The sequence below is a fragment of the Cobetia sp. SIMBA_158 genome (genome assembly GCF_046566945.1).
GTDB lineage: Bacteria > Pseudomonadota > Gammaproteobacteria > Pseudomonadales > Halomonadaceae > Cobetia > Cobetia amphilecti.
Map to the genome: position 1 here is coordinate 654,527 of NZ_JAWJYL010000001.1, position 19,916 is coordinate 674,442.

18 protein-coding genes are annotated in these 19,916 nt (G+C 63.4%); 12 read left to right on the forward strand and 6 right to left on the reverse strand.

Translation table 11 applies throughout. The features are described 5' to 3' along the window. Window positions 1–105: 105 nt before the first annotated feature. From R2R70_RS03010 to R2R70_RS03050, 9 genes are all read left to right on the forward strand, one after another. Window positions 106–1,401 carry an adenylosuccinate synthase gene (locus tag R2R70_RS03010; RefSeq protein WP_043335209.1) on the forward strand — a complete coding sequence of 432 codons (1,296 nt, stop codon included), beginning with the start codon at window positions 106–108 and terminating at the stop codon, window positions 1,399–1,401. A 392-nt stretch (window positions 1,402–1,793) separates the two neighbouring features. Continuing rightward, entirely contained in the window at window positions 1,794–2,300 is a 507-nt protein-coding gene (locus R2R70_RS03015; protein ID WP_192837877.1) for an SUF system Fe-S cluster assembly regulator, read from the forward strand. 119 nt (window positions 2,301–2,419) lie between these two features. Next, window positions 2,420–3,862 carry a Fe-S cluster assembly protein SufB gene (gene sufB / locus R2R70_RS03020; RefSeq protein ID WP_054557094.1) on the forward strand — a complete coding sequence of 481 codons (1,443 nt, stop codon included), beginning with the start codon at window positions 2,420–2,422 and terminating at the stop codon, window positions 3,860–3,862. A gap of 74 nt (window positions 3,863–3,936) precedes the next feature. Next, window positions 3,937–4,686 carry a Fe-S cluster assembly ATPase SufC gene (sufC, locus tag R2R70_RS03025; protein ID WP_043335213.1) on the forward strand — a complete coding sequence of 250 codons (750 nt, stop codon included), beginning with the start codon at window positions 3,937–3,939 and terminating at the stop codon, window positions 4,684–4,686. Next, a complete protein-coding gene (sufD, locus tag R2R70_RS03030; RefSeq protein WP_216059846.1) occupies window positions 4,686–6,098 on the forward strand; it encodes a Fe-S cluster assembly protein SufD in 1,413 nt (470 codons plus the stop codon). Before sufC ends, sufD begins: the two co-directional genes overlap by 1 nt. After that, window positions 6,095–7,339, forward strand: coding sequence for a cysteine desulfurase (locus R2R70_RS03035; protein WP_043335215.1), 1,245 nt, complete (start codon window positions 6,095–6,097; stop codon window positions 7,337–7,339). Before sufD ends, R2R70_RS03035 begins: the two co-directional genes overlap by 4 nt. A 166-nt stretch (window positions 7,340–7,505) precedes the next feature. After that, window positions 7,506–8,081: a putative Fe-S cluster assembly protein SufT gene (gene sufT, locus R2R70_RS03040; protein ID WP_043335218.1), complete on the forward strand. Its 576-nt coding sequence runs from the start codon at window positions 7,506–7,508 to the stop codon at window positions 8,079–8,081. A 256-nt stretch (window positions 8,082–8,337) separates the two neighbouring features. Beyond that, the gene (locus R2R70_RS03045; RefSeq protein WP_153635363.1) at window positions 8,338–8,943 is read left to right on the forward strand and encodes a YceI family protein; all 606 of its coding nucleotides are present in this window, start codon (window positions 8,338–8,340) and stop codon (window positions 8,941–8,943) included. A gap of 138 nt (window positions 8,944–9,081) precedes the next feature. Continuing rightward, window positions 9,082–10,014, forward strand: a complete 933-nt coding sequence (locus tag R2R70_RS03050; protein ID WP_410977230.1) for a vancomycin high temperature exclusion protein — start codon at window positions 9,082–9,084, stop codon at window positions 10,012–10,014. A 105-nt stretch (window positions 10,015–10,119) separates the two neighbouring features. On the opposite strand, the gene R2R70_RS03055 is transcribed toward R2R70_RS03050, so the two are convergent. From R2R70_RS03055 to R2R70_RS03070, 4 genes are all read right to left on the reverse strand, one after another. After that, window positions 10,120–10,578, reverse strand: a complete 459-nt coding sequence (locus R2R70_RS03055) for a hypothetical protein (RefSeq protein ID WP_043335223.1) — start codon at window positions 10,576–10,578, stop codon at window positions 10,120–10,122. Window positions 10,579–10,885: 307 nt separating this feature from the next. Then, a complete protein-coding gene (gene rimK / locus R2R70_RS03060; RefSeq protein ID WP_043335225.1) occupies window positions 10,886–11,794 on the reverse strand; it encodes a 30S ribosomal protein S6--L-glutamate ligase in 909 nt (302 codons plus the stop codon). Window positions 11,795–11,991: 197 nt separating this feature from the next. Beyond that, on the reverse strand, window positions 11,992–12,501 hold the full coding sequence (locus R2R70_RS03065) for an ATP-dependent zinc protease (protein ID WP_082388802.1): 510 nt from the start codon (window positions 12,499–12,501) through the stop codon (window positions 11,992–11,994). 500 nt (window positions 12,502–13,001) lie between these two features. Next, complete coding sequence (locus R2R70_RS03070; protein ID WP_410977231.1) at window positions 13,002–14,126, reverse strand: DUF3549 family protein; 1,125 nt, start codon at window positions 14,124–14,126, stop codon at window positions 13,002–13,004. 780 nt (window positions 14,127–14,906) lie between these two features. Here R2R70_RS03070 and R2R70_RS03075 point away from each other — a divergent pair. The 3 genes from R2R70_RS03075 to R2R70_RS03085 all read left to right on the forward strand — a co-directional run bounded on the left by R2R70_RS03075 (window position 14,907) and on the right by R2R70_RS03085 (window position 17,224). Beyond that, window positions 14,907–15,641 carry an amino acid ABC transporter substrate-binding protein gene (locus tag R2R70_RS03075; RefSeq protein WP_043335456.1) on the forward strand — a complete coding sequence of 245 codons (735 nt, stop codon included), beginning with the start codon at window positions 14,907–14,909 and terminating at the stop codon, window positions 15,639–15,641. A 147-nt stretch (window positions 15,642–15,788) separates the two neighbouring features. Next, window positions 15,789–16,463, forward strand: coding sequence for an amino acid ABC transporter permease (locus tag R2R70_RS03080; protein ID WP_410977232.1), 675 nt, complete (start codon window positions 15,789–15,791; stop codon window positions 16,461–16,463). Beyond that, window positions 16,460–17,224: an amino acid ABC transporter ATP-binding protein gene (locus R2R70_RS03085; RefSeq protein ID WP_131431600.1), complete on the forward strand. Its 765-nt coding sequence runs from the start codon at window positions 16,460–16,462 to the stop codon at window positions 17,222–17,224. Before R2R70_RS03080 ends, R2R70_RS03085 begins: the two co-directional genes overlap by 4 nt. A gap of 193 nt (window positions 17,225–17,417) precedes the next feature. Here R2R70_RS03085 and R2R70_RS03090 read toward each other — a convergent pair whose 3' ends face one another. Both R2R70_RS03090 and R2R70_RS03095 read right to left on the reverse strand, forming a co-directional pair. Further along, window positions 17,418–17,684 (reverse strand): late competence development ComFB family protein, encoded by a 267-nt coding sequence (locus tag R2R70_RS03090; protein WP_054556810.1) that lies wholly within the window; start codon window positions 17,682–17,684, stop codon window positions 17,418–17,420. Between the two features lie 199 nt (window positions 17,685–17,883). Beyond that, window positions 17,884–19,872 (reverse strand): cation:proton antiporter, encoded by a 1,989-nt coding sequence (locus R2R70_RS03095; RefSeq protein WP_410977233.1) that lies wholly within the window; start codon window positions 19,870–19,872, stop codon window positions 17,884–17,886. Window positions 19,873–19,916: the final 44 nt, after the last annotated feature.

Here is a 19,916-nt window from a genome sequence, read left to right on the forward strand (position 1 = left end):
CAGAACAGCTGGGGCCACTGGGTCCCGAGGTGCAGCTGCCGACAGGGCAGCTGCACTTGTGAGTGGGTTTTCACCGACGGTTATTCACCGAAAGAGATAGGAACCATGGGCAAGAATGTAGTCGTGCTCGGCACCCAATGGGGTGATGAAGGCAAGGGCAAGGTCGTCGACCTGCTGACCGAATCCGCCAGCGCCGTCGTGCGTTTCCAGGGTGGCCACAACGCGGGTCACACCCTGGTGCTGGACGGCAAGAAGACCGTCCTCCACCTGATCCCGTCCGGCATCCTCCATCCGGGCAAGACCTGCGTCATCGGCAACGGTGTCGTGCTGTCTCCGGAAGCGCTGATCAAGGAAATCCGTGAGCTTGAAGCCAACGACGTGCCGGTGCGTGATCGCCTGCGTCTGTCGCCGGCCTGCCCGCTGATCCTGTCCTACCACGTGCGTCTGGACCAGGCGCGCGAGAAGGCCCGTGGCGTCGCCAAGATCGGTACTACCGGTCGCGGCATCGGCCCGGCCTACGAAGACAAGGTCGCGCGTCGTGGCCTGCGTCTGGGTGACATGCTCCACCGTGAGCGTTTCGCCTCCAAGCTGGGCGAAGTGCTGGATTACCACAACTTCGTGCTGCAGCACTATCACGGTGAAGCGCCGGTCGACTTCCAGCAGGTGCTGGACGAAGCCATGGAAATGGCCGAAGAGCTGCGTCCGATGGTCTGCGACACCGTGGATCTGGTCCACTCCGTGCGCAAGGCCAACGAGAACATCCTCTTCGAAGGTGCTCAGGGCTCACTGCTCGACATCGACCACGGTACCTACCCGTACGTCACCAGCTCCAACACCACTGCCGGCGGCACCGCCACCGGTTCCGGCGTCGGCCCGCTGTATCTCGACTACGTGCTGGGCATCACCAAGGCCTACACCACGCGTGTCGGCTCCGGTCCGTTCCCGACCGAGCTGTTCGATGAGTTCGGCCGTCACCTGGCCGAGCGTGGTCACGAATTCGGTGCCACCACCGGTCGTGCGCGTCGTTGTGGTTGGTTCGATGCCGTCGCTCTGCGTCACGCCGTGCAGATCAACTCGGTCAGCGGCATCTGCCTGACCAAGCTGGACGTGCTGGACGGGCTCGAGAACATCCGTGTCTGCATCGGCTATCGCAGCAAGGATGGCGACGTGCTGGACAACCCGGTGGATTCCGAAGGCTACGAAGCCATCGAACCGCTGTACCAGGACCTGCCGGGCTGGAGCGATTCCACCATCGGCGTGCGCGAAGTCGACAAGCTGCCGGCCAACGCCCGCGCTTACATCAGCTTCCTGGAAGAGCAGGTCGGCGTGCCGATCGACATCATCTCCACTGGCCCGGACCGCAACGAGACCATCGTGCTGCGCAACCCGTTCCACGGCTGATCATCACGTATGGCTCAGATGAGCCTTGCATGACGGCATGATGGCGTGACCAAGACACCCCGTCGGGATTTCCCCGGCGGGGTGTCTTGCGTTGTGGAGGGGCGCGCGTTGTAGAGAGGGCGTGCGTTGTAGGGAAGGGGCGTAGCGGGGCGGCCGTCATCGATCTCCCGCTGCGCACGGGATTGTTGTACAGAGCACCTGGTCCCTCGGGCAGGGCTGGTAGATATTTTAAATGGGAATGATTGTTATTTTTGTTGTGATCGGCGGCTATCTTGTCGGCAAACTGGTTGCCCAGGTCGCAATTCGACGTTTTCGGTGGGGTCCCCGCTTCACATCGTTCTGATACAGGACTAAAATGGTCCCCAATTAATCTTCCCGTGGTGGAGGCCAGCATGCTGAAGCTTTCCAAGATGACCGATTATGCCGCTGTCGTGATGGCGCGCATCGCCCGCGAGCCGGACTCGGCCCATGCGGCGATCGATCTGGCCGAAAGCGTGCAGCTGCCGCATCCCACCGTGAGCAAGACGCTCAAGGCGCTGGTGCGGGCAGGGCTGCTTGAGTCGCGGCGCGGTGCGCTGGGCGGTTATCGCCTGGCACGCCCGGCCAGTCAGATCACGGCCAGCGACATCATCAGCGCCATCGAAGGCCCGGTGGCCGTGACCGAGTGCAGCCACGCCGACGGCGATTGCGAGCTGGTCAACACCTGCGGGGTGGCCGACAACTGGCAGCGCGTCTCGTACGCCATCAGTGAGCTGCTGGGCAGCGTGACGCTGGCGCATCTGGCGTCATCCGCGCCACTGCGCATGCCGGTGCAACTGCCGATTCAGGCCATAAGCCTGTACGGGGATGACGAGCCGCCCCCCATGGCCACGGCAGCCAACAGCACCGGCAAACGCTGAATCCGTTGCCGCGCGACACACGTCGCCGGGGCAACACGAACATTCGAACTTCGCTGCGATTCGGGCGGGGTGATCAGGCATCTGAACAGACCCGGAGCTCTCCGGGAGAGGAGACCAGCATGGCGAGCCAGGAGATGGAGCAGCTTGTACAGCGCGAGTACAAGCAGGGCTTCGTGACCGATATCGAGAGCGACACCATTCCGCCGGGACTGGATGAAAGCGTGATTCGCTTCATCTCGGCCAAGAAGGGTGAGCCGGAGTGGATGCTGGAGTGGCGTCTGGATGCGTATCAGCAGTGGCTGAAGATGAAGGCGCCGTCCTGGGCCCACCTGGATTATCCGGAGATCGACTATCAGGCGATTTCCTACTTCAGCGCCCCGAAGAAGCCGGAAGACCGCCCGCAGAGTCTGGATGAGGTCGACCCCAAGCTGCTCGAGACCTACGAGAAGCTGGGTATCCCGCTGCACGAACGTGCCGCACTGGCGGGTGTCGCGGTCGACGCGGTCTTCGACTCCGTGTCCGTGACCACCACCTTCAAGAAGGAGCTCTCTGAGGCGGGCGTCATCTTCTGCTCCATCTCGGAAGCCATCCAGGACTACCCGGAGCTGATCAAGCAGTATCTCGGTACCGTGGTGCCCAAGGCAGACAACTACTTCACCGCGCTGAACGCGGCCGTCTTCACCGATGGCTCCTTCGTGTTCGTGCCGGAAGGCGTGACCTGCCCGATGGAGCTTTCCACCTACTTCCGCATCAACGCCGCCAACACCGGCCAGTTCGAGCGTACCCTGATCATCTGCGAGAAGCAGGCTCAGGTCTCGTATCTGGAAGGCTGTACCGCGCCACAGCGTGATGACAACCAGCTGCACGCCGCCGTGGTCGAGCTGGTGGCCCTGGAAGACGCCTACATCAAGTACTCCACCGTCCAGAACTGGTATCCGGGCGATGAAGACGGCAAGGGCGGCATCTACAACTTCGTCACCAAGCGTGCCGACTGCCGTGGTGACCGCTCCAAGGTCTCCTGGACCCAGGTCGAGACCGGCTCCGCGATCACCTGGAAGTACCCGTCGTGCATCCTGCGCGGCAAGGACAGTGTCGGGGAGTTCTACTCCGTCGCCGTCACCAATGGCCGGCAGCAGGCGGACACCGGCACCAAGATGATCCACATCGGTGAGGGCACCAAGTCCACCATCGTCTCCAAGGGCATCTCGGCCGGTAACTCCGAGCAGTCCTATCGTGGTCTGGTCAAGATCGGCCCGCGGGCCAAGGGCGCGCGCAACTTCACTCAGTGTGACTCGCTGTTGATCGGCGACCGCTGTGGCGCGCACACCTTCCCGTATCAGGAAATCGGCAACGCGACGGCCACCGTCGAGCACGAGGCCACGACCTCCAAGATCGGCGAAGATCAGCTGTTCTACTGCCGTCAGCGCGGCATCAGCGAGGAAGATGCGGTCAACATGATCGTCAATGGCTTCTGCAAGGACGTCTTCCAGGAGCTGCCGATGGAGTTCGCCGTCGAGGCCGAGGCGCTGCTCAACGTCACCCTTGAAGGCGCCGTCGGCTGATCCCGCCGTCCCTTTCGCATTCACCCCATTCTTGAGGGCCGCTCGCGGGCGGCCTGTCAGCAAAAGGTATCAACATGCTCGTAGTCAAAGATCTGCACGTTTCGGTGGAAGGCAAGGAAATCCTCAAGGGTCTCGATCTGACCATCAACAAGGGTGAAGTCCACGCCATCATGGGTCCGAACGGCGCAGGCAAGTCCACGCTGTCTTCCGTGATCGCCGGCAAGGACGGCTATGAAGTGACCTCGGGCACCATTACCTATGAAGGTGAGGATGTGCTGGAGATGGAAGTCGAAGAGCGTGCGCGTGCCGGCATGCTGCTGGGCTTCCAGTACCCGGTGGAAATCCCGGGGGTCAAGAACGTCTACCTGCTCAAGGCGGCGCTGAATGCCAAGCGTGAAGCCGAAGGCCTGGGCGAGATTCCGGCCCCGGAATTCATGAAGCTGATCCGCGAGAAACTGGCCTTCATGCAGATGGACGCCAGCTTCCTGCAGCGCGCCGTCAACGAAGGCTTCTCCGGCGGTGAGAAGAAGCGCAACGAGATCCTGCAGATGCTGGTGCTGGAACCGAAGCTGGCCATGCTCGACGAGATCGACTCCGGCCTCGACATCGATGCCCTCAAGGTCGTCGCCAAGGGTGTCAACTCGCTGCGCAACGAAGACCGCGCCGTGCTGATGGTCACCCACTACCAGCGTCTGCTCGAGCACATCGTGCCGGACCAGATCCACGTGCTGATGGATGGCCGCATCGTCAAGTCCGGTGACAAGTCGCTGGCCCTCGAGCTCGAAGCCCAGGGCTATGACTGGCTGCAGGAGGAAACCGCGTAATGACAGCACTTGCTACCGCGTCCGTCCCCGGCAGCGAAGCCTTCGCCAGCGAATTCGCTGCCCGCAAGGCTCGCTTTGCGGCCGACCCGAGCTGGATGGCCGCCCGCCGTCAGGCCGGCATCGCCCGCTTTGAAGCCCTCGGCCTGCCGACCCGCAAGGTCGAGGCCTGGAAGTACACCGACACCCAGGCACTGGGTCGTCAGCAATATCGTCTCGCCGACGATGCAAGCCTCGCGCCGGCCGTGAAGGATGCGCTGGCTCTCGACGTCGACGCCTACCGTCTGGTGTTCGTCGATGGCCTCTACAATGCCGAGCTGTCCGATGTGGCAGGCCTGCCCGACACCGTGCGTGTCGTGCCGCTGTCTGATGCCATCGTCGATCAGCCGGAAGTCATCGGCGGCTCGCTGAACCGTCTGACCGGCATCGATTTCACGCCGTTCGTGGCGCTGAACTCCGCCTTCACCGAAGAGGGTGCGGTGATTCAGGTCGGCCCGCGCACGGTGCTCGACAAGCCGGTCTACGTGCTGTTCCTGTCGCGTGCCGCCGTCGAAGGCCAGCCCGTGACCATGAGTCACCCGCGTCTGCTGGTGCAGCTGGGCAGCCGCGCCGAAGCCAGCGTGATCGAGCATCACATCGGTGAAAGCGGCGCGACCAACTTCACCAACATGGTCAGCGAAGTGATGCTGGAGCGCGGCGCCGTGCTCAATCATTACAAGCTGGGCGAAGCCGCCACCGGCGAGACGCATATCGCCTCGCTGCAGGTCGAGCAGCCGCGTGACAGCCAGTATCGCTCCATCAACCTGAACACCGGTGGTGGTCTGGTGCGCAACGATATCGTCTGCGACCTGAACGGCAACAACGCCCATGCACGTCTCGATGGCCTGTTCTTCGGTCGTGATCGCCAGCACGTGGACACCCACTCGCTGGTCAATCACAACGAGGCACTGACGTTCTCCGACGAGAACTACAAGGGCATCCTGGCCGACCGTGCCCGCGGCGTCTTCAATGGCCGCGTGCTGGTCAAGCGCGACAGTCAGCAGATCGAGGCGCATCAGAACAACGCCAACCTGCTGCTGTCGGACCGCGCCGAGATCAACACCAAGCCGGAACTCGAGATCTACGCCGACGACGTCAAGTGCTCCCACGGCACCACGACCGGTCAGCTCGACGAGACCGCCGTGTTCGCGCTGCGCGCCCGTGGCATCGATGAGCAGACCGCCCGTGGCCTTTTGACCCTGGCCTTCGCCAACGAAGTCATGACCGGCCTGGGCATCGACGCCATCGCCGAGCGCATCGAGCGCAGTGTCGCGGGACGCCTGCCGTCACGCTTCCACCTCGATGAGCTGGTCGATCTCAGCGTCGAGCTGGGCGGTGGCGCCGTGGCGGTGGCACGTGATGAGGACTTTGCATGAGCGCACTCGACAACCTGATGCTCGACGTCGTGCGGGTACGCGAGGATTTTCCGATCCTCGAGCGTCGTGTGCATGGTGATGTGCCGCTGATCTATCTGGACAGCGCCGCCACCAGCCAGACGCCGACCGCCGTCATCGACGCGATGAGCGACTACTACCGCAAGACCAATGCCAACATCCACCGGGGTCTGCATACCCTGGCGGATGAGGCGACGGCGGCCTTCGAAGGCACGCGTGAGAAGGTGCGCAGCTTCATCAATGCGCGCCTGACGCGGGAAGTCATCTTCACGCGCGGCACCACCGAGGCGATCAATCTGGTCGCCAACAGCTGGGGGGCCAACTGGCTGAATGCCGGCGATGAAGTGCTGATCTCGGTGATGGAGCATCACGCCAACATCGTGCCGTGGCAGCTTCTGGCCGAGCGTCTCGATATCGTCATCAAGGTCATCCCGTGTGACGACGATGGCGTGCTCGACATGGCGGCCTACCGCGACCTGCTGGGCGAGAAGACACGCCTGGTCTGCGTCAATCAGGTCTCCAACGCCCTGGGCAGCATCAACCCGGTGGCCGAGATGGCGAAGCTGGCACACGCTCACGACGCGCTGATTCTGGTCGATGGCGCCCAGGCGGTGCCGCATCAGCAGGTCGATGTGCGCGAGATCGATGCTGACTTCTATGTCTTCTCGGGCCACAAGATGTACGGCCCGACCGGCATCGGTGTGCTCTACGGCAAGGAAGCGCTGCTGGAGGCGATGCCGCCGTGGCAGGGTGGTGGTGAGATGATCCGCACGGTGTCGTTCGAGAATGGCACCCTGTTCGCGGACCTGCCGCACAAGTTCGAGGCCGGCACGCCGCCCATCGCCGAGGTCATCGGGCTGGGCAAGGCCATCGACTGGCTGGACTGCACCCACATGGCGCTGATTACGCGCTGGGAACAGCAGCTGATGCGCCATGCCAGCGAGCGCATGCGCGAAGTGGACGGCCTGCGCATCATCGGCAACTCGCCCGACAAGGCGGGCGCGATCTCCTTCGTGGTCGATGGTGCCCACGCCCAGGATATCGGTCTGCTGATCGACCAGCTGGGGGTCGCCATCCGTACCGGCCACCACTGCGCGCAGCCGGTGCTGCGTCGCTTCGGTGTCGATGCCACCTGTCGTGCCTCCTTCGCGGCCTACAACACGCCGGAAGAGATCGACATGTTCGTCGATGCCCTGCAGCGTGTGCTGACCATGGTGCGCTGAGCACCCCCCTGCGGTGGCCCTGACGGGCGCTGATCAATGAGGCTCGCGCATGGCGGGCCTCATTGGTATCGGCCCTTGCCAGGGGATGTTGTCACCCGCACGTCTTGAGTGAACCAACAGAATTCACGATCCGCATGCCTGTCATGCGGCTCGGCAAGGAGAGGGCATGAGCCACACTGAAGACCAGCTGGCCAGCCTCGGCAAGGGCCAGAAGATGCCGTTGCAGCGGGACGTGGAGGGCATCTCGGTACCGTTCGGCAAGTCGGTGACCCTGCACGAGGACTCGGTGGTCGAAGTCATGCAGGCCAAGGGCGGCACCGTCAGCGTCGCCTTCGAGGGTCGCATGTACCTGATCGAGAGCTTCAGCCTCGATGCGCTGGGGCTGGACGCCGTGCCGCGTCCGCATCTGCCGGCCGGCCAGAGCGACGCCGACATCGAGGCCTTCGTCTGGGCCCAGCTGCGCACCTGCTTCGACCCCGAGATCCCGGTCGACATCGTCGAGCTGGGGCTGGTCTATGGCTGTCGTATCGACACCCTGATCAGCGGCGAGAAGATGGTCAATCTCAAGATGACGTTGACCGCGCCGGGCTGCGGCATGGGCAACGTCATCGCCGAGGACGCCAAGCGCAAGATTCTCGGCGCTGAGGATGTCTCCAAGGTCCACGTCGAGATCGTGTTCTCGCCTGCCTGGTCGCGCGAGATGATGAGTGAGGATGCCCGCCTGGAACTGGGCATGTTCTGAGCATCATCAGCGCACCTTAGTCGTCTGCTGTTGTCGCCCTTTATTGTCTGCGGCTCCCTGGCCGGCCTTTCATGGCCGGTAGTCGCAGTATCACTCGGGTGAGATGCAGCAAACGCAACCGGGTGGGCGGGAACCTCTCGTCCATCCGGCTATCCAATTCACGTTGCTGAGCGTCCGGGCAAGTTGCTGCCTCGGGCCGCGTCGGCACGTCCGTTTGACGGTTTCCCGTATCACCTGCCTCAAGGAAGACTCCCCAATGCGATTCCAGACTGCGCTGCGCACCCTGACCGCCACCCTGATCCTGAGCACCGCTGCCAGCGCGCAGGCCGCCTGGAAGCTGGATGGCGATGTGTCACAGCTGAGCTTCCAGACCACCAAGATGGCCAAGTCGGGCGCCAGCACCGTCGAGACGGATGCTTTCACCTCCTGGCGTGCGCGCGTTAATGACGCCGGTCAGCTGTCGGTGGAGATCGACCTCGACTCCGCCAGTACCGGCATCGACATTCGTGACCAGCGCGTCAGCGAGAAGCTGTTCGAGTCCGGCACCTATCCGTTGGCCGTGATGACCGCCAGTCTCGACATGCCGACCCTCAAGGTGATGGAGCCGGGTGATACTCAGAAAGTGGATGTCGAAGGCCAGCTGACGCTGCACGACAACACCCAGAACCTGCCGATGAGCCTGCAGGTGACGCGCCTGCGCGGCGACCGCTGGCTGGTGCAGACCCTCACGCCGGTGATGGTCGATGCTGAGCAGTTCGCGCTGGTCGATGGCATTCGCACCCTGCGTGACCTGGCCGGGCTTGGCAACATCGCGACCCAGGTGCCAGTCAACGTCAAGGCCGTGATGGTGCAGGAAGACTGAGCGGAGTCACCCGCATGCGTGGCCGGGGAACAGTCAGTGCTGGCAGAGCCTCGGCCGCTTGGGTAGGCTGGGCGCTCATGCCTGCACGATGTGACGGTAACGGCAGGACAGACAGGCAGGGATGGGCGTGAGGAAGAGATGCAGCGAGTGATCATGCGGGCTGGCTGGACCATCTTCGGTCTGCTGGCCGCCGGTGCAATGACGGTGGTCGGGCTCAACCTCTGGGTCGTGATGGCAACGCACGATCGCATTGCCACGTCACCACTGACCTGTCAGAGCCGTGAGGTGGGGATCGTGTTCGGCACTTCCCATGGCCTGGTGGGCGGGGGCAGCAATCCGCACTATCAGGCGCGCCTCGATACCGCCGCCCAGCTCTACCGCCTGCGCCGCGTCTCCAACCTGCTGCTCTCGGGAGACAACCGCACGCGTTACTACAATGAGCCGATGACCATGTGGCGTGATCTGCGAGCGCGCAACGTGCCGCAGGAGTTCATGACGCTCGATTACGCGGGCTTCTCCACCTTCGATACCCTCGTGCGAGCGCACAAGGTCTTCGGTGTCGACGAGGCGGTGCTGGTCACCCAGCCGTGGCATTTGCCGCGTGCGCTGTTCATCGCCGATGCACTGGGTCTGGAGGCGGTAGGCTGTCCGGCCATCTCCGAGCGCCAACCGCCGGGGCTCAAGCTGATGCTGCGCGAGTGGCTGGCCCGTGCGGCGACAGTGGGTGATCTCTACCTGTGGGGGCGCAAGCCGCGCTTCCTCGGGCCGCAGGAGTCGCTGCCGACGCCGGTGTTGTCATCGCACTCATCATCGCATCCCTCATCATCTCACTCCTCAGACAAGCACGTGATGTCGCCGCGAGAGGCCTCCGTGACAGCCGGAGCAGGGCAGCAGGCCGCTGTCAGTCGTGATGTGGCGGATGGAGTGGAAATAGCGGATGCAGTGAATGCTGCCGACACGCCGGACCCGCATGCCCTCGCGCGTCAGGCGCAGGCAAGCCTGCTGGCCAGTCTGCCCGGAGTGAAGCAGGCATTGCTCCAGTGGCTGCCTGTCAGGTCTGATACGAACTAGCCGCGCATTGGCCTCGTCAGACGCACAGGGTCAACACGAAAACGCCTCGCACTTCCTTTGGAAGGCGGGGCGTCTTGCGTTCACGGCCTGGCGGCGGGCAGGTGGCTAGCCGGCGCGGCGGCGGGCGGCCTGGCCTGTCTGGTGACGATACAGCTCGCGGATCAGATGGCGGCAGTTGTGGAAGATGCCTTCCAGCACCTTTTCCATGCTGTCAGGCAGCGGATGCGTGAAGGCGGTCGAGCAGGCCTGCATCAGGACACGTTCCTGTTCGAGCAGCTCGTTGATCAGCACCTGATTGTCATTGCCGACGATGCTCTTCAGGCGACTCCACAGCCACATGTAGTCATCGCGCTCGACATCGGCGTCGCGCGGCATCAGGCTTAGATGCTTGCGTGTCTCGACTTCCAGGGCCTGTTTGAGCTCGACACGGCTCGCATAGAAGGGCTCGAAGGCCTTCAGGAGCGCGGGACGCAGCCGTTCGGCGTTATCCTCGAAATAATCAAGACTGTCTGCCAGGGCTTCCTGGACGCTATCCATCGCCACCTGGCGATTGTCGAGAAACATGGGCGGTCACCTCCTCCGTCAGAAGAGATTGTGCGGGTGAAAACAGTGTTTTTCTACCCCTGAAGGGCAGAAAGTCAGGATATTTATTCCCGCACTGTCAATCCCTGCAGTTTACGACGATACAATGACGTTCTGGTGACGATCATCGTTGCCTTCCAGGCGCTGGCCTTGCCCTGTTTCCATCGCTCACGCTCGTACACGCGCGGCCATCTGACCCAGAAACGCCAAGGGTGCAGTCATGACGACCTGCACCCTTGGGAAGCGTTGCGCGCAATGCCCTCAGGCTTCAGCCCTAAGGCTCAAGCCCTCAGCCCTTGGGCTTGGGCGGAATCTTCTTGGCCGGCGCGGCGGACTTGGCGATGTGATCGATGATCAGACCGGCGATGTCCTTGCCGGTGGCCGTCTCGATGCCCTGCAGGCCCGGCGAGGAGTTCACTTCCATGATCACCGGGCCATGATTGGCGCGCAGCAGGTCGACACCGGCGACGGACAGGCCCATGGCCTTGGCGGCGCGGATGGCGGTGGAGCGCTCTTCCGGCGTGATGCGGATCTCGCTCGCGGTGCCGCCACGGTGCAGGTTGGAGCGGAACTCGCCATCGGCCGCCTGACGCTTCATGGACGCCACCACCTTGTCACCCACCACCAGGCAGCGGATGTCGGCGCCACGCGCTTCCTTGATGTATTCCTGCACCATGATGTTGGCTTTCATGCCCATGAAGGCCTGGATCACGCTCTCGGCGGCCTGGTTGGTCTCGGCGAGCACCACGCCGATGCCCTGGGTGCCTTCGAGCAGCTTGATGACCAGCGGTGCGCCCTTGACCATGGTGATCAGGTCGGGGATGTCATCCGGCGAATGCGCGAAGCCGGTGACCGGCAGGCCCAGGCCCTTGCGCGACAGCAGCTGCAGGGAGCGCAGCTTGTCGCGTGAGCGGGAGATGGCCACGGAATCATTGACCACGTAGGTGCCCATCATCTCGAACTGGCGCAGCACGGCGCAGCCATAGAAGGTGACGGAGGCACCGATGCGCGGCACGACGGCATCGAAGTGCTCGATCTCGGCGCCCTTGTAATGGATGGACGGGCGGTGCGAGGCGATGTTCATGTAGCAACGCAGCGTGTCCACCACGCGCGCGGTGTGGCCACGTGCCTCGGCGGCCTCGATCAGGCGACGGGTGGAGTAGAGGCGTGAGTTACGCGACAGGATACCGATATGCATGAAATCCTCCGGAGCCGAATGGGCCAGACAGAGATAGGAATGAATCAGAAGAAGACTGACGTGATGCCCGTCAGGAGGCGTGGTGTTCGCCGGTGAAGCCTTTGTCGTCTCGAGGCGTCACGCGATGCAGATGGCAGCGGGGCCAGCGTCTTGAGGCGAGATGCCGAGGCATGCCGCCGCGCGCCTGGCTGGTGCCGTCAGGGTTCGCCATGCAGATAGGCGGCGCCCGGTGCGACCAGCAGGCGACGCAGGGCACGGCGCCCCAGCAGAATGGGGTGACGCATCTGGGATCGGTCCACCAGCGTCATGTCGATATCGTAGTCGAGCCCGGCCAGCTTCATGCGCGAGCGAATCGCGTAGCGCCACTCGGCCTGACCATTGGATGAGCGCACGCGGCGGCGATCATGCACCGGCGTCTCGACCGTATGCGGCGGGGAATCACTACCGCCGGTCCGGGTGATGAAGCGAACCCACAGATCATCGTTGTGTTCGAAGACCTCGATGCTCTCGGCATGCAGCGCACTGGAATGCGCACCGGTGTCGATCTTGGCATTGAGGTGCAGCTTGAGTTCCGGCAGCTCGATCAGCTCACGCCGACCCACCACTCCCCGCGGACGAAAGCCCAGCAGGTCATGATTCAGTGTCTTGAGATCGAGGGGCGGTGCCTTGTCGATGTGATGACGCGAAGTGTTCTTGTGATGCGACATGTTTCATCCTGAATCAGAGGGCGTGAGCGAAGCGGGCAGCGGCTCACGGCATGAAGACACCGGGCAGGCGCGGCACAGCGTAATGTGCGTTGCCGGCATGGCGGGGTAATGGCCAGGCGGGCGCGCAGCATAGTCACTTAACGTACTGACAGCAATCCTTGCTGAAGCCTCTTTTTTCGCGTCACGAATCGGGGATGACGGTGGCGGTGTCAACGCCCGCCAAAACCGCCCCGGGCACGCGGTCATGGCACGCGGTCATGGCGCGCTTTCATCACCGCCGGACGCCTCGCTTGCGGGCGCTGGGCAAGTCACCCACGGCCACAGGCGCGGGTGACATCGTGCCGGTGGCGCGTCGCAGCACGCCTTGTTCATCGGTGCCGATCAGCCCCGATTCCATGCCTTGAGCAAGTGTCCGATCGAGTGTCTGTTCAAGTGTCCGATCAAGTGTCGTGGGTTATGCGCATGATCTCAAGCACTGTCACCTGCGGGCATGCCCGGCGTCAATGACGCGGGGCAGGATTGCCGGTTTCGGCCTGGCGGGTCAGAGCGGCAAGCGCCTGACCCAGCGGGCTGTCCGCGCTTGCGTTGCGCAGCGTCATCAGTACCGGCAGACGCAGACGCGGAATCAGGGCGAGGTCGCGGGCCAGGGCGGCGAAGTTGGCCTGCGGGCAGCTGGCCAGGCGGGTCAGGAAGGCCGGCAGACGTTCGGCATCTTCCAGGTGGGCGTAGCCGCGCGCGGCGATCGCGACCAGCACGTCGACATTGACGGCCTCGTCGTCGGCCAGCAGGGTATCGATCCACTCTGCCGCCGCAGGCCGTGGGCTGGCACCGGCGGCCCGCAGGCAGGCGCACAGCGTCTCCAGATCCCCCAGGTCACGCGCGGCCTGGCCACGTGCGATCAAGGCGGAGAGCAGCTCGGTCTCGTATTCCTCCGGCAGCGGGGCGGCCAGCTGGGCATGGGCGGGCGGTGCCTGCTCTAGACACAGCGCGATGGCGCGCAGCGGCGTGTCCGGCAGGTCAGCCAGACGCTGCACGAAGGCAGCGGCAAGCTCGCTGGACAACTCGCCGCGTCGTGTCAGCACGTCGGCAATACCCTGCAGGCCGAGTGACGGCCAGTCATCCAGCGGTAGCTGGGCGGTGAGATACTGCTCGGCGAGCTCGTAGTACTGGCTGGCAGGGCGGTCGCAATCGAGGCTGGCGCGGGCGTGCAGCATGGCGCGCAGGCTGTCGTCCGGCGTGAAGGCCAGCGGGTTGTCCTGCATCAGGTTGTCGATCTTGCCTGCCTCGGCCTGCTGGAGATCAGGCCGGCCGACGGTCAGCGCCGTCTGACCCAGCGTCGTGATCAGACGTTCGAGGAAGGCATCGCGTTGCGCGGGGGACAGACGGCCTTCCTCATCCAGCGGCAGGGCCAGAAACCACACCAGCGGATCGTCGAGCCCAGCCGGACGGAACACGCATGACAGGCGCGCCTGACCCTTGAAGGGCTGCTCCCACGGCTGCTGTTCGGTCTCGAAGGCTTCCAGTTGCTCAAGCCTGAGCGGCGCCAGGGTGCGACCCAGGTGATAAAGGTGCAGCTCGGCGCCGGTGCGTGTGAAGAAGTTGCTCAAGGAAGAGAGAGGAGTCATGAGGCTCACCACGGCTGTGTCTCCGCCACGCCTTGGCTGGGCGTGCGGAAGAACGAAAGAAAAGAGTCTTGTCGAGCATCATTGCCAGGCGTGGCATATGTCGTTGAGTGACAGTTGCCGGCGCGTGACATGTGCCTGAGCATGTCTGGAATGGCAGCGACTTTAGCGATTCACCGGCTGTCATGCCACCCGCTGGCGTGTGATGGCGGCCAGAGGAAAGAGGGCGACCTGTTCCTATTATGGCCGCTCTTTCGACCCGTGACGGCTTGACAGATGACGCGGCACCTCAAGTCCCGCTGAGCGTTTTGCAGGTTGATGATTTTTTGATCAATTTTCGTCATCCCACGGCTGGCGCGGCTTGCAGCGTGACCGAGACGGGTTATCCACAGCATCGTCCACGGATGGCGTGAATAACTGTCATCCACTTGTCGTCAGGCTGACATCTAACGCTGCAGGTAGCCCATACGGCGTCACTGGCCCGCCATGACAGGCATGCTAGAATCGCGCTCATTGACAGGAATGCTGTCTTATTCCTTCTGGTTATGACCTTAAGGGATGAAATGATTGGGAATGCGGGGCAGTCCCGTTATCCTATACAACCAAATCACATATAAAAGGCTGTGCTTATACCTGTTCTGTTGGCTCGACATCCGCGTTCAACCGAATGTCAGCGACCGTCCAGCGCCAATGGCCCAGTCTTGCGATCCACGAGGAATCCCGATGCGCCAATCACGTTCGCTCGCAGCTGTCTTCTCTTCTACCGCTCTCAAGGGCGCCGTGATGGCTGCCGCGCTGGGCGCGACCACCCTGGGCAGCCTGGCGGCACAGGCTGACACCCTCAAGGTCGGCATGTCGGGCGGCTACTTCCCGTTCACCTTCGTCAAGCAGGACAAGCTGCAGGGCTTTGAGGTGGATGTCCTCAACGCCGTCGGCGAGATCACCGGTGACGACATCGAATTCGTGACCATGAGCTTCTCCGGCCTGATCGGCTCGCTTGAAGCCGGCCGTATCGATACCGTGGCCAACCAGATCACCATCACCGATGCGCGTAAGGCCAAGTTCGCCTTCACCCAGCCCTACGTCTATGACGGGGCTCAGGTGGTCAAGCGTCGCGGCAATGACGAGATCACCGGCGTCGAGTCCCTTAAGGGCCACAGCGTGGCGGTCAATCTGGGCTCCAACTACGAAGCGCTGATGAAAGAGCTGCCCTACGCCGACCAGATCGACATCAAGACCTATGAGTCCAACATCGAGCAGGACACCGCTCTGGGCCGAGTCGATGCCTTCGTGATGGACCGCGTCAGCGCAAGCCAGGTGATCCAGAAGACGCCGCTGCCGCTGGAACTGGCTGGCAAGCCGTTCTCGCGTCTCGAGAACGCACTGCCGTTCCGCAAGGACGCCGAAGGCGAGGCCAAGCGTGACGAGGTGGATGCCGCGCTGACCGAGCTCAAGGAAAATGGCCGCCTGGCCGAGATTTCCAACAAGTGGTTCGGCAACGACATCACCACGCCTTGAACATTGCCCGCTGCGCCCTGATACAAGGGCGCATGCCAGGATGTCATGTGCAAACGGGGTGACGGCTTGACCGTCGCCCCGTTGTCGTCATGTCGACGGGTGTCTTTCCAGACCCTCAGCCAAGCCCCCAGCCTGTCCGGATAACGAATGGATACTCTCGATATCGATTACATGCTCGGCCTATTTCCGATCATGCTCAAATACCTGCCACTGACACTCGAGATGGCCTGTATCGGCATGCTAGCCGCGCTGGTGCTCTCATCGCTGTTGGCGGTGGTGCGGGTGCTCCAGGTGCCGGTGCTGAATGCGCTGACCATCGTGTTCATCTCCTTCTTCCGTGGCACGCCGCTGCTGGTGCAGTTGTTCCTGTTCTACTACGGCCTGCCACGAGTGCTGGAGTTCCTGACCCAGATCGATGGCGTCACCGCGACGATTCTCGGCTTGACGCTGCACTTCTCGGCCTACATGGCCGAATCCATCCGCGCCGCCATCGTCGGGGTCGATCGCAGCCAGACCGAGGCGGCGCTCTCCATCGGCATGACCAATGTCCAGCTGATGCGGCGCATCGTGCTGCCCCAGGCGGCCCGCGTGGCGGCCCCCACGCTGATGAACTACTTCGTGGACATGATCAAGTCCACGTCGCTGGCCTTCACGCTGGGGGTGACCGAGTTGATGGGCGCGACCCAGAAGGAAGCGGCGGGCAGCTTCCTGTACTTTGAATCCTTCATCGTCGTGGCCATCGTCTACTGGGTGATGGTGGAAGGGCTGTCCTTCGTGCAGCGCTGGATGGAGAAACGTCTCAACAAGGCCTATCAGCGATGATTGCAGTCAGAAACCTGGTCAAGAAATTCGGCGGGCAGGCCGTACTCGATGGCATCACTCTGGAAGTGAAGCAGGGTGAGATCATCGTCGTCATCGGCCCGTCAGGCACCGGCAAGTCCACGCTGCTGCGCTGCATCAACTTCCTCGAGCAGCCCGATGGTGGCGAGATCCAGATCGGCGAGCGCAAGGTCGAGGCCACACGCGCCAGCCGTCATGACATTCTCGGTCTGCGTCGCAGCAGTGCCTTCGTGTTCCAGAACTACGCGCTGTTCGCCAACAAGACGGCGCTGGAGAACATTGCCGAGGGCCTGATCGTCGTCAACGGCTGGCCCAAGGCCAAGGCGCACCAGCGGGCGCGCGAGATTCTCGAGCGTATCGGCATGAGCGAGAAGGCGGATGCCTTCCCGGCGGCTCTGTCAGGCGGTCAGCAGCAGCGTATCGGCATCGGGCGCGCCATGGCCGCCCAGGCCGAGGTGATCCTGTTCGATGAGCCGACCTCGGCACTGGACCCGGAATGGGTCGATGAGGTGCTGGAGCTGATGAAGCAGCTGGCGGTCGAGCGCCAGACCATGATCGTGGTCACCCACGAGATGCAGTTCGCGCGGGAAGTCGCCGACCGCGTCATCTTCATGGAAGGCGGGCGCATCGTCGAACAGGGGCCGCCGAGTCAGCTGTTCAGTGCGCCCAAGGATGACCGCACGCGCGCCTTCCTGCGCAAGGTGCTGGATGAAGTGCCGCCGCAGTGCGCCGAGGGAATCTGATACTGCCCGGTTGAGGTAATGCCCCTCAGGTCACCTGAGATAATGCCTCGGGCAGCATCTGCGACAGACACAACGGCCACCGCGATACCCATCGCGGTGGCCGTTGTCGTTTCTCTGGCGGTGATCATTGATCCGCTTCTGGTGTTGTAGGGCGCGTTGCGAGTGTGTTTCATAAGCTGCCCACAACGCGTGGCTAGCCGTGGCGGGGCATCGAGCGCACCTTGTCGAAGGCTTCCTGAAGCGCCATCGAGACGCGCTCTTCCAGCAGCTCCTGTTCGGCGGGCGCCATGTAGAACGCCATGTCGACGTCGTGGCGGATATAGCGGGGCGCCAGCTGATTGAGCGCGATGCAGGCCACGTCTTCGCGGCTGTCGACATCCATGGCATGGCTATCGGGATGCAAGCGCAGCTGGTCGAGCACCAGCTGCTCCATGTAATTGTGTACGCCTGCGCTTTCCATGTGTATTGCCTCCTGGTGATGGGTGCTATCTCCCATGCAGGGCCGTGCCCCCTGACATGTCGATCCCTTCAGTGTGCTCATCAGTATGTTCATCCGAGCTGACTCTCTGTGACGCTCTCCCTCCCGCACGCCAGCTCGGTTGCTGGCGGCAGGACAGCAGGCGGCGGAGTCTTGGGTATCGCCTGCCGCTCAAGGCCTGTCAGCCGGTCAGCAGGCGGGTTTCCGCCTCTTCAATATGATCAGCCAATCCCGATAATACCAGTGTATCGCCACACGCCAGCGTCAGGTCGCCGGTGGGCTCTTCCAGGTTCTCGCCACTGGCGCGCACCACGCGTGAGACGAGAATGCCGCACACCTCCGGCAGGGCGATGTCGTCCAGTCGCCGGCCACAGGCCCAGGCATCGGCGGTCAGCGTCAGCGGATGACGCCGCAGCAGCGGGTTGCCGCGTTTGTCGGTCAGCTGGGACTGCTGACCATGGAAATAGCCATGTAGCATGCTGTAGCGCGCTTCGCGTGCATTCTGGATCGAGCGCGCCACGCGGCGGAAGGGCACCTCGAGATTGACCAGCACATGCGAGACCAGCATCAGCGAGCCCTCGAGCACCTCGGGAATCACCTCGGTGGCCCCAGCGGCCTTGTAGGTCTCGAGGTCCGCGTCATCCTGGGTGCGCACCAGCACCTTGAGGTTCTCGAGTTCCAGCGGCTGGATGGCGCGCAGAATGGCCAGCGCATGCGAGAGCTGATTGACGGTGATCACCACCTGCCGGGCACGTTCGATACCGAGTGCGCGCAGGATTTCCAGGCGCTGCGCATCACCGAACACCACCGGCTCGCCGGCGCTGGCGGCCTCGTGGACGCGGATGGGGTCGGCATCGATGGCGATCCACTCAAGCTTTTCCTGAGTGAGAAATCGCCCCACCGTCTGGCCGACACGCCCGAAGCCGCACACGATGACATGGCCACTGAGCGGGGCGGTGGCGGCGCTCAGCTCCGCGGTGGTGTGCGGGTTCTCCTGGGTGGGTGTGGTGGAGCGACACAGGCGGCGCGTCAGCTGCTGGTTGTGGCGAATCAGGCTTGGCGTGACCACCAGCGAGCCGATGATGATCGCCACCACCAGGCCCACGGTCTCGTTGTCCATCAGGCGTTGCTGACTGGCCAGGGCCAGCAGCGCGAAGCCGAATTCGCCACCCTGGGACAGCACCAGGCCAGTGCGCAGCGCGCTGTCCAGCGGGCGGCCGGAGAGGCGCGCCAGTCCGGTGATCAGCAGTGCCTTGGTCGCCAGCAGGCAGGCCACGCCGATGACGACCCAATACCACTGGGCCAGCAGCACCTGCGGGTCCAGCAACATGCCCACCGAGACGAAGAACAGCCCCAGCAGGATGTCGCGGAAGGGCCGGATGTCGGCCTCGATCTGATGGCGGAAATGGCTCTCGCCGAGCATCATTCCGGCCAGGAAGGCGCCCAGCGCCATCGACAGGTGCAGGCTGTGGGTCAGCCAGGCGGAGAACAGCGCCACCAGCAGCACGGTGAGCACGAACAGCTCTTCCGAGCGCGCGCGCGAGATTTCCTGGAACACGAACGGCAGCACCCACTTGCCGATCATCAGCATCACCGCCACCAGCCCCAGCCCCTTGATGAGCATCAGGCCCAGGTCACTGAGCAGCTGGCTGCCATCACCGGCCATGGCCGGAATCAGGATCAGGAACAGCAGGGCGGCGAGATCCTGGAACAGCAGCACGCCCACGGCGGCGTGGCCGTGGGGGCTGTCCAGTTCATTCCAGCGCGCCAGTTCCCGCGTGACGATGGCGGTGGAGGAAAGCCCCAGCGCGCCGGCTGCGACCAGCGCCGCCGCCGGTGACAGGCCAAGCGCACAGCCCAGTGCCCAGAACAGCCCGCTGCATACCGCCACCTGACAGGCGCCCAGCCCGAATACCGTGGTCTTGAGGGCGCGCATGCGCGGCACCGAGAATTCGAGGCCGAGCGAGAAGAGCAGAAATACCAGTCCGAATTCCGACAGGAAGGCGAGTTCTTCCGGGCGACCGATCCAGCTCGCCAGATGAGGGCCGACCAGAAAGCCGACCGCCAGATAGGCCAGCACCGGCGGCAGATGCAGGCGGCGGAACAGCGCCGCGGCCACCACCGAGGCTCCAAGCAGTATCATCACATCATTGAACAGCGTGTCTGCCATGCGGCCTCCTGGCCTTCCGTGAGCATCATCGGGATAATAGCGTG

Excerpts from the sequence above, each read along its gene's own strand:
- R2R70_RS03010 (WP_043335209.1), top strand. The coding sequence starts at position 106 with ATGGGCAAGAATGTAGTCGTGCTCGGCACCCAATGGGGTGATGAAGGC.
- R2R70_RS03015 (WP_192837877.1), top strand. The coding sequence starts at position 1,794 with ATGCTGAAGCTTTCCAAGATGACCGATTATGCCGCTGTCGTGATGGCG.
- sufB (WP_054557094.1), top strand. The coding sequence starts at position 2,420 with ATGGCGAGCCAGGAGATGGAGCAGCTTGTACAGCGCGAGTACAAGCAG.
- sufC (WP_043335213.1), top strand. The coding sequence starts at position 3,937 with ATGCTCGTAGTCAAAGATCTGCACGTTTCGGTGGAAGGCAAGGAAATC.
- sufD (WP_216059846.1), top strand. The coding sequence starts at position 4,686 with ATGACAGCACTTGCTACCGCGTCCGTCCCCGGCAGCGAAGCCTTCGCC.
- R2R70_RS03035 (WP_043335215.1), top strand. The coding sequence starts at position 6,095 with ATGAGCGCACTCGACAACCTGATGCTCGACGTCGTGCGGGTACGCGAG.
- sufT (WP_043335218.1), top strand. The coding sequence starts at position 7,506 with ATGAGCCACACTGAAGACCAGCTGGCCAGCCTCGGCAAGGGCCAGAAG.
- R2R70_RS03045 (WP_153635363.1), top strand. The coding sequence starts at position 8,338 with ATGCGATTCCAGACTGCGCTGCGCACCCTGACCGCCACCCTGATCCTG.
- R2R70_RS03050 (WP_410977230.1), top strand. The coding sequence starts at position 9,082 with ATGCAGCGAGTGATCATGCGGGCTGGCTGGACCATCTTCGGTCTGCTG.
- R2R70_RS03055 (WP_043335223.1), bottom strand. The coding sequence starts at position 10,578 with ATGTTTCTCGACAATCGCCAGGTGGCGATGGATAGCGTCCAGGAAGCC.
- rimK (WP_043335225.1), bottom strand. The coding sequence starts at position 11,794 with ATGCATATCGGTATCCTGTCGCGTAACTCACGCCTCTACTCCACCCGT.
- R2R70_RS03065 (WP_082388802.1), bottom strand. The coding sequence starts at position 12,501 with ATGTCGCATCACAAGAACACTTCGCGTCATCACATCGACAAGGCACCG.
- R2R70_RS03070 (WP_410977231.1), bottom strand. The coding sequence starts at position 14,126 with ATGACTCCTCTCTCTTCCTTGAGCAACTTCTTCACACGCACCGGCGCC.
- R2R70_RS03075 (WP_043335456.1), top strand. The coding sequence starts at position 14,907 with ATGGCTGCCGCGCTGGGCGCGACCACCCTGGGCAGCCTGGCGGCACAG.
- R2R70_RS03080 (WP_410977232.1), top strand. The coding sequence starts at position 15,789 with ATGGATACTCTCGATATCGATTACATGCTCGGCCTATTTCCGATCATG.
- R2R70_RS03085 (WP_131431600.1), top strand. The coding sequence starts at position 16,460 with ATGATTGCAGTCAGAAACCTGGTCAAGAAATTCGGCGGGCAGGCCGTA.
- R2R70_RS03090 (WP_054556810.1), bottom strand. The coding sequence starts at position 17,684 with ATGGAAAGCGCAGGCGTACACAATTACATGGAGCAGCTGGTGCTCGAC.
- R2R70_RS03095 (WP_410977233.1), bottom strand. The coding sequence starts at position 19,872 with ATGGCAGACACGCTGTTCAATGATGTGATGATACTGCTTGGAGCCTCG.